Below are 9009 nucleotides of genomic sequence, written 5' to 3' on the forward strand. Positions count from 1 at the left end.
TATTGAAGCGGAGTATCTAAATCTACATTAAAATATTTTACAATCATAATGGATATTATAAATGCAAAGGTTGAAAAAATAAGTATTAGAATATCTACAAATATTGTTATAAAAACTTCCGGAGTTAAAAACATCTATTTTAATTCCCCATCTAAAATATTATAGATTTTATCCACAAAATCAAGAGTTTCAAATCTTGGATCATGTGTTGCTATGATTATAGTTTTTCCCTCTTTTTTTAACTTTTTAACAATATTTATAAACTCCGATGTTAATTTTGCATCCAAATTTGCAGTTGGCTCGTCAGCCAAAATGATTTGAGGATCGTTGATCATAGCTCTGGCTATCGCACATCTTTGCTGCTCTCCTCCTGATAATTTTCTAACTACTTGATTGGCTTTATGCTCAATGGAAAAATCTTTCATAACTTTATAAGCTTTATTTTCAAGCTCTTTTGGCTCTATATCGGAAGGAATTAAAGGTAAAATCACATTATCAAAAACATTTAAATCTTCTATTAGATTAAATTTTTGAAAAATAAAGCCGATATTTTCTCTTCTAAAAAGAGCAGCAAATCTATCAGGAAGCTTTGATAAAACCTCGTTTTTTACGATAACTTTTCCATATGTAGGTTTTGTCAAAGCGGCAATTATCGATAAAAGAGTGCTTTTACCGCTCCCGCTTGGTCCCATAAGAAGTATAAATTCACCCTCTTTTATGGATAGATTTATATTTTTTAAAGCAATTACCTCTTTTGGTGTTTTAAAATTATATATTTTTGTTACGTTTTTTATCTCTATGATATTTGACATCGCCTCTTTCCTAATCTATCTTATAGCCTCCTCCGGATCAATAACTGCAGCTTTCCAACTTGGAATAATGGTTGCTGTTAAATATACAGGAACCGTTGCTAAAAATATAGTCACAAATAAAGATATATCAAAAACAGGAATCAGTTTAAAATCCGGTTTTAAAATGGAATAACCCATAAAAATATCTTTTAATAGCTTAGCATCCAAAATATATACCCAAAAATAGCTAACTACTGCACCCAAAAGGTAAGCAAAAAAAGAGATTAACATAGATTCGAAAAATTTTAATCTCAAAACATCTTCTATTTGCCACCCAAGGGCCTTTAGTATACCTATCTCTTTAATCTGCTCTTTTGTAACGGAGCTTGCTTTTTCAAAAACAAGAATAAAAAAACTAAAAATCGAAGAGATTATAAGAGCTAAAAAAAATCCGCTTTTATAGTCAAAAATATTTTGATAGGAAGCTTTTATATCTTCTTTTGTTATAACTCTGCAATCTGGATATAGATTTCTTATTTTTTGGGCAACTGTTTGAACCTCTAAAGGATTTGGCACTTCAACAACGATATCCGTTATCTCATCTTCTTCCATACCAAAAACTTCTCTTGCCAAATTTATAGGCAAAAGTATAGTATCACTACTTTCAAGCTCACTGTCTCCTTTAAAAACTCCTGCTAATTTGATATTTAAAAACTCGCCGTTTGGTTTTATGAAGTTAAATGAGTCTTTGTAATAATTTTCTTTTAAAATTTTTCTTACTCCCTCTCCTACTATCATAAAATCTTTTTTTTTAATATTTTTAAAATCTTTAATTGCTTTATTATAACTGCTTTTGAAACTCTCAAGATCAAAATCTATACCAACAACGCTAAAATTTACTCCGGCTCTTTGAAAATAGTAACATCCCCACACTCTTGGATAGGCACTTTTTACTCCGGCAATATCCTCAATCTCAAAAACTCTATCTAAACTCATATTTTCCATTCTTCCCGCAACTATTTTTTGAACAAAAATCTGAGGCAAAGAGTTATATGTTAAGCTTAACTCTTTTTTTATTGAAAAAGAGATTAAAAATGTTGAAAATAAAAGAGTTATCAATATTATAAAAATCACAAATATGGAAAGATTTTTATAAACTCTTCTTCTAAGAGAATTGATTGCAAAATCGACCATTTTAAGGTTCAATTTTTATCTCCTGCTTGGCATTTAAATATTTTGGAGGAGAATAGATATATTCAGAAGGAAAATAGGCAAAAAGCGCCGGACCCAATCCAAATACTTCATAAAGATCCGTAACGCTTCTATGCCTTATAAAATGAGCTTCTGTTGAGATTGACAGATCTGGCATCGTCAAAATCTTAACAACCTCTTTTTTAGAGTCAATATCTATATTTTTATTAGATATAATTATCCCCTCCCCTACAATAAAACAAAAAATAAATAACAAAAAAATATACAATTTTTTAATATATCTATTCAAGTTCTTTTAAAACTTCTAAATTAATTTCATTAAATTTTAAAATTTTTTTACCTTTATGATCTTTTAAAAATGTTTTTGCATCCTTTTTATATCTAAAAGGTATAAGCTCATTTCCCATAGGACCCAACACATCGCTTCCTATTACATAATATGCTTTTTTTGCCGGTATTGCTATTTGATGATAATAATCTGTTACCATTATCTTTTTAATTTTAATATCATTATATCCATATTTTGCAGGATTTAATAAAAACTTAAACATATCTTTACATCCGTCAAAATATAGCTTTTTACCATCTTTGGTCACTATCATAGTAGCCCATCTTGGATATTTTGCCACATACATCCCACAAACCGGACATTTTGCGTCTTTAGGGACGTTTATTTGAAATTTTGCTTCCTCTTTTTCTTTTCCTTTTACTTCCCAGATATACAGAGCCAACGCTTGAAGCTTTTTACCTTTAACATCACCGCAAACTTTGCTTTTAACTATATATGTTTTAAGCTCTCCTATAGTTTTAAACTTAGATTTGTCAATATCTTCTTTACACATCTTTTTATATATCATTTTGCCTTTTGGATACATCATTTTTCGCTTTTTCTTTTGAAGCATTGCTATATCTTTTTTTAAGCTATTTTGTGCCATTTTAAAAGCTGTATCAAAATCTACGATTTTGCCTCCATATTTTTTTTGAAACTCTTTCGCATCCTCCAAATTGGCAAACGCTATCTTACTAACTTTACTCATCGTTCCTTTAACTTTACTTCCTACTACATAATAAGCCTTTTTAGCAGGGATCAATTTTTCACTCTTTGCGTCAACTACTAAAATCTCTTTTATTTTATCTTTAATATTTGGATAATCTACAGCTAAACATCTAATCGAGCAATATTGCCTTTTTGTTCCATCTTTTAAAATAACCGCGTGGGAAGTTTTGTAAAACATCTTCAAACTCATACCGCATATATGACACCAAGGCTTTTCTTTGCCCTCTTGTATAAGCTGAGGATTTTTCCCCATCTTAGAAAACTTTACTCCTCCCCCAAAAGCAAAAGACCCAATTAAAAAAAGTCCTAAAAACAGCGCCAAAATCTTTCTCATAACGTCTCCTTATTTTTTAAATCATCTATGCTAATAATATTTAAATTTTGTTAATTTTGTGTTAATCTATACTCGATAGGCACGACTATTTTTATCTCTTTTTTTGGTTTTGGAAAATAGATAGAAGCTTTTTTTACCGTTTTGACGGCGCTTTTATTTAAAATAGAGTGAGATTTTTGCACTATTTTTATATCTTTTATCTCCCCTTTTGCAGATAACACAAACTCTATCTTTACTACTCCCTCTTTTTTCAATCTTTTAGCGATTTTTGGATAATATCTGTTTTTTTCGATAGCAACTTTTATCTTTTTTAAAAGCTCTTTTAGATACAGATCCTCTTTACTTTCAGCTGGCGCTTTTTTTACCAAAGCTTTTTTAGAAATGCTGGTTTTTTGCAAGATATCAGTTTTTGTAACATTTTTATCTATTTTTTCAAATTTTTGAGGCATAATTTTTTCGGTTTTTAACTCCTCTTTTTTTACTATTTTTTTAGCCAATTTTGGTTTTGGTATCTTTTTTACTACTTTTTTAGGTTTTGGTACTTTTTTTACGACTTTTTTAATTTTTCTTTTTTTGATAACCCTCTTTTTAATTTTCTTTTTTTTAACAATTTTTTTAATCTCTTTTTTCTTTATAACTTTTTTTCAACCTTTTTTATCTCTTTTTTAACTATCTTTTTTGGTCTTTTTTTTATCTCTTGGGTAATTGAGGAGATTTTTATTACTCTAACTTCTTCTTTTGGAGATATATTTTTCGAGAAAAAATAAAAAGAGGCAAAAAGTATCGTATGAAGAATTAAAGATATAAAGAAAGATTTTTTCATCTATTTTACCGTTACGATTGAGATATTGTCTATTCCTTTTGATTTTAAAACATCTATAACTTTTACAAAATATTCAAATTTTGAGTTTTTATCGCTTCTTATAACAATATTGTCCTTTTTGGATATATCTTTTATCAACTCTTTCAATCTATCAAAATCAACCTCTTTATCGTTAAAATAGAGTTTTCCTTCTTTAGTAATAGAGATCTCTATTTTTCTGATTGGAAGCTCTTTTGAGCTTTCTCCTTTTGGAAGATCAAGGGGGATAGAACCTTTGGCTATGAATGTAGCGGTAGTTAAAACTATAACAAGCAACACTAACATAATATCTATAAAAGGTATTACGTTGATAGTATCAAATTTTTTAATTTTCATTTAAACTTTCCCATTTTGCGATTATTACTTCCATTTTTCTTACCAAAAGATTATAAAAAATAGTCGCAGGTATTGCCACAACAAGTCCCATTGCCGTAGCTTTCAAAGCAAGAGCTAAACCTATCATAACCTCTTTTGTCTGAACGATTCCGCTTTGTCCCATGGTATAAAATGTAAGCATAATCCCAAGAACTGTTCCTAAAAGACCTATATAAGGGGCGTTTGAAGCGATTGTCGCAATAATTGACAAATTGTCGCTCAAATCGATCTCTAAGAGGTTTTTATCTTTATATTCGTTTAGCTTTTTAGAAATTTTTTTATAAAAAAAGAGTCTCTCAAAGGATAGCCATATAGCTATAAAACTCATTAAAACTAAAATTCCTATTATTCCATAATCAACAATCTCTTTTAAATTTTCCATACTCTCCTCTTTTTTATTGAATTTTCTCAAAATATTGTTAAATTTATGTTAAAACATTTTTCAAATTTAAAACTATTTTTGTCCCAACCCCTTTTTTAGAATCTATTTTGATATAGATCTTATTTTCGTCGCAAAAAGATTTTACTATATTAAGCCCAATCCCATATCCCTCTTTTGCATCTTTAGACTGATAATATCTCTCAAAAATCTTTAAAATTTCGCCCTCATCCATTCCTATGCCGCTATCTTCGATACTTAAAAATTCCTCTTTTAAAACAATTTTTATATACCCTTGAGCTCTATTATATTTGATAGCGTTTGATAAAAGATTGTCAACGGTTTTTGAAAATCCTTTTTTATCTGTTTTTACATAAATATCTTCCAAATCTGTATATATCTTGATATCCTTTTTAATATCTTCTATAAAAGCCAATCTATCCATAATAAGCTCTTTTAGATTGAAAATATCATAATTTACTTTTTGAATCTGCTTTTTTATATAATAATCCATATCGTTGTAAAGATCTAAAAGCTGATTTGCAGCCTTTTTTATTCTATCCAATCTTTTTAGTTTTTTTTCATCTTTCTCGTTTTTAGATAAAAGCCTAATATTTGCCAAAATCGTAGCAACCGGGATATTTAGCTCATGCAAAGTATCTTTTAGCAGACGATCCAAAAGTTCGTTTGTCTGAATAAGATATGAAAAAGAGTATTTAGCCAAAAAAATACCAAATATCAAAGATAATACAAATATAACTAAAGAGATAAAAAAGAAATTTTCTTCATTAAAGCCAACTATTTTAAATAAAAGATACTCTATAAAAAGTATTAAAAATATTACGATTAAAAATATAGATAAAAATTTTATATATTCATCTTTTCTCAAATCTATAACCCACGCCTCTTATATTTGTTATTTTATCTTTTCCGATCGTTTTTTTTAAATTGTTTATATACACCCTTAAAGCTCCTTCGCTTATTATCTCGTCCGGATTCCATAGCGCCTCATAAATCATCTCTTTTGTTACGGTTTTGCCCTCGTTTTTTAATAGAAGAGCCAAAAGTTCAAGCTCTTTTGGATTTAATTCAATCTCTTTATTCTCTTTTGTTAAAATCTTTCTTTTCATATCAAATCTAAATCCGTCAAAATCTTTTATCTCTTCGCCCACGCTTCTTTTTAAAAGAGCTTTTATTCTAAAAAGAAGTTCATCTAAATCTACAGGTTTTTTAATATAATCGTCCGCTCCAGATAAAAACCCCTCTTTTAGGCTCTCTTTTTCTTTATAGGAAGTGATAAAAATTGTAGGTGTATCATCACCTGCGCCTCTTAACTCTTTTAATAGATCAAAACCGCTCATAAATGGAACTTTTACGTCAAAAAGATATAGATCATACTTTCCTTTGTAACATCTATTGAGTGCTTTTTTTGCATCCTCTACCACACTTACCTTAAACTCTTCTTCTTCTAAAAAATCTTTTATGGTTTCGCTAAAAAGTTCATCATCTTCCAGCAATAAAACCTTATATGACATCTTTAATACTCCATTTAACGATTTCACCCGCAAACATAGGAACTACATCTTTATATTTTAATGGAACTTCAAACTCTATATCTTCCAAAATCACCTCTTTTAATGGAGGATCTATTTTATAAATATTTTTTGCGTTAAAACTTACAAATTTTTCAAGATTTTCAATTACTCCTGCCTCATAAAAAAGTTGAGTTAAAGCCTCAAGCGCAACAGGCGCGCTAAAAACTCCGGCCGCGCAACCGGGAGCCTCTTTTTTATCTTTTGGGTGAGGTGCCGAATCGCTTCCAAACATTACTTTAGGATGAGCGCTAAAAGCCACTTTTCTCAAAGCCATCCTATCTTCTGGTCTTTTTGCTATAGGTTTACAAAAAAGATGAGGTCTTAAGAGCCCGCCGGCGACATCGTCTAAAGTGATATATAGATGATGAAGGGTAATGGTGGCGTATAGATTTTCATATCTATCCAAAGCCTCCACGGCCTCTTTTGTAGTGATATGCTCCATTACGATTTTTAGCTTTGGAAATCTCTTTGCCAATTTTTCATATATCGGGATAAATTCCGCTTCCCTATCCATAACAAATCCGTTTGTTTCTCCGTGAACGCATAAAACTATCCCAAGTTCGCTCATAGCCTCAAGAGTAGGAGCCAAAGCCTCAATACTAAAATTGTCTACCCCATCTTCACTATTTGTAGTTATTCCAGCGGGATAGAGTTTTATTGCTAAAATCTCTTCTTTTATATCTTTTAAAAACTCAAAACTATAATCGCTTCTGAAAAAAAGTGTCATATAAGGAGTAAATTTTTCCTCTCCAATTGATTTTAAAATTCTCTTTTTATAAGCTAAAAGTGCCTCTTTGGAGGTTATTGGAGGAACAAGATTTGGCATTATTAAAGCTCCGCTAAAACTCTTTGCGCTTAGCGGAGCGACGGTTTTTAGCATTTCTCCATCCCTTAAATGAAGATGCATATCAAGAGGAGAATAGAGTCTTATTTGCATATTAATCCTTTTATATTGGTTAAGTTATTAAGCGATTTTATCCAAAATCTCCATGATCTTTTTTTGATAATATCTTGCCGTTTTCTCATCAACCGCCTCAAATCTCGTTACAATAACCGGCGTGGTATTTGATGCTCTAACAAGAGCCCATCCTTTATCAAATACAACCCTTACTCCGTCTATATCTATAATATCTTTAATCTTTGGAAAATCTTTTGGCGGATTTTTTAAAATCTCTTTTAATTTTTCAATAATCTCAAATTTCTTATCTTCGGTAGTTTTTATTTTGATTTCCGGTGTAGTATAAGCTTTTGGAAGCTTTTGGAACTCTTTGTCTAAATCCACTCCTTTATAAATTAGCTCCAAAACTCTAAAAGTTGCGTAAATTGCGTCATCATAACCAAAATATCTATCAGCAAAAAAGATATGACCGCTAACTTCCGCTGCTAAAGTAGCTCCAACCTCTTTCATTTTAACCTTTAAGTTGCTATGACCCGTTTTATACATTATGGCTTTGCCGATCTTATTTATCTCATCATACATTATCTGCGAGCATTTAACCTCTCCTACAACTATAGGATTTTTCATAGATTTTGCAAAAATTATGGCAAGCTCGTCTCCTTTGAAATTGTGTTTTTTCGTTAAAACGGCTATTCTATCCCCATCTCCATCATAAGCAAATCCTAAATCGCAATTTTTTAAAGCCTCTTTTAAATCTTTTAGATTCTCTTCTACACTTGGGTCTGGATGATGGTTTGGAAAAGTTCCATCTGGCTCGCAATACAACCCTTCATAATCAATCTCCAATCTATTTAAAATAGGCTCAAGAGCAATTGCGGCCACCCCGTTTCCGCAATCTATAGCTATTTTTTTATCAAATCCCTTTAAATGGGAAAAATTTTCAACCATATAATTTATATATTTATCTTTTGCATCTATATAATAACTTTTTTCATTATCTTCAATCTCTATTTTACTATTTAACACCTCTTTTGAGAGATTATATATATCTTTTCCAAAAAAGGGCTTTTTATCGATAGTTATTTTAAATCCATTATATTCTGGCGGATTGTGAGAGCCGGTAATCATAACAGAAGCGTTAGGAGTTATTTTTTTATTGTCGATTTGAAACTCTTGATAATTGCTAAAATAGTTTACGGGCGTTGGCACCATTTTCATATTCAAAACTTTGATACCTGCTTTGTTAAATCCAGAAGTTAACCATTTAGAAAGTATTGGAGAGTGAACCCTCGCATCATATCCGATAGCTACATAGTCTCCAATTTTTTTTATCTCTTTTCCTAGATAATAACCTATCTTTTTTACAATATTTTCGTTTAACTCTTTTTCAAAAATCCCCCTAATATCATACTCTCTAAATATCAACTTCAATTTCCACCCCTATTTTTAATCTAATTATATCACATTAAAAAAAGTAAAATTTATATGATTTGAAAAAAGTTTAAT

12 protein-coding genes are annotated in these 9009 nt (G+C 30.1%); all 12 read right to left on the reverse strand.

What is annotated here, in order from left to right; genetic code table 11:
• Nucleotides 1-134 precede the first annotated feature (134 nt).
• Nucleotides 135-803, reverse strand: coding sequence for an ABC transporter ATP-binding protein (locus tag AC30RD_RS03925; protein ID WP_489492962.1), 669 nt, complete (start codon nt 801-803; stop codon nt 135-137).
• 24 nt (nt 804-827) lie between these two features.
• Nucleotides 828-1997 carry an ABC transporter permease gene (locus AC30RD_RS03930; protein WP_489492949.1) on the reverse strand — a complete coding sequence of 390 codons (1170 nt, stop codon included), beginning with the start codon at nt 1995-1997 and terminating at the stop codon, nt 828-830.
• Nucleotides 1987-2259 carry a hypothetical protein gene (locus AC30RD_RS03935; protein WP_489492950.1) on the reverse strand — a complete coding sequence of 91 codons (273 nt, stop codon included), beginning with the start codon at nt 2257-2259 and terminating at the stop codon, nt 1987-1989. The genes AC30RD_RS03930 and AC30RD_RS03935 overlap by 11 nt, the downstream gene beginning before the upstream one ends.
• 25 nt (nt 2260-2284) lie before the next feature.
• Complete coding sequence (locus AC30RD_RS03940; RefSeq protein WP_489492951.1) at nt 2285-3394, reverse strand: nitrous oxide reductase accessory protein NosL; 1110 nt, start codon at nt 3392-3394, stop codon at nt 2285-2287.
• A gap of 50 nt (nt 3395-3444) precedes the next feature.
• Entirely contained in the window at nt 3445-3891 is a 447-nt protein-coding gene (locus AC30RD_RS03945) for an energy transducer TonB (RefSeq protein ID WP_489492952.1), read from the reverse strand.
• A 134-nt stretch (nt 3892-4025) separates the two neighbouring features.
• Nucleotides 4026-4217 (reverse strand): hypothetical protein, encoded by a 192-nt coding sequence (locus tag AC30RD_RS03950; RefSeq protein ID WP_489492953.1) that lies wholly within the window; start codon nt 4215-4217, stop codon nt 4026-4028.
• Nucleotides 4218-4592: a TonB system transport protein ExbD gene (gene exbD / locus AC30RD_RS03955; protein WP_489492954.1), complete on the reverse strand. Its 375-nt coding sequence runs from the start codon at nt 4590-4592 to the stop codon at nt 4218-4220.
• On the reverse strand, nt 4582-5013 hold the full coding sequence (gene exbB / locus AC30RD_RS03960; protein ID WP_489492956.1) for a TonB-system energizer ExbB: 432 nt from the start codon (nt 5011-5013) through the stop codon (nt 4582-4584). The genes exbD and exbB overlap by 11 nt, the downstream gene beginning before the upstream one ends.
• Nucleotides 5014-5056: 43 nt before the next feature.
• Complete coding sequence (locus tag AC30RD_RS03965; protein ID WP_489492958.1) at nt 5057-5899, reverse strand: sensor histidine kinase; 843 nt, start codon at nt 5897-5899, stop codon at nt 5057-5059.
• On the reverse strand, nt 5886-6545 hold the full coding sequence (locus AC30RD_RS03970) for a response regulator transcription factor (protein ID WP_489492959.1): 660 nt from the start codon (nt 6543-6545) through the stop codon (nt 5886-5888). Before AC30RD_RS03970 ends, AC30RD_RS03965 begins: the two co-directional genes overlap by 14 nt.
• On the reverse strand, nt 6535-7542 hold the full coding sequence (gene pyrC, locus AC30RD_RS03975) for a dihydroorotase (protein ID WP_489492960.1): 1008 nt from the start codon (nt 7540-7542) through the stop codon (nt 6535-6537). The genes AC30RD_RS03970 and pyrC overlap by 11 nt, the downstream gene beginning before the upstream one ends.
• Nucleotides 7543-7569: 27 nt before the next feature.
• Nucleotides 7570-8934 (reverse strand): phosphomannomutase/phosphoglucomutase, encoded by a 1365-nt coding sequence (locus tag AC30RD_RS03980; protein WP_489492961.1) that lies wholly within the window; start codon nt 8932-8934, stop codon nt 7570-7572.
• Nucleotides 8935-9009 lie beyond the last annotated feature (75 nt).

It is taken from the genome of Nitrosophilus sp. (genome assembly GCF_982775275.1).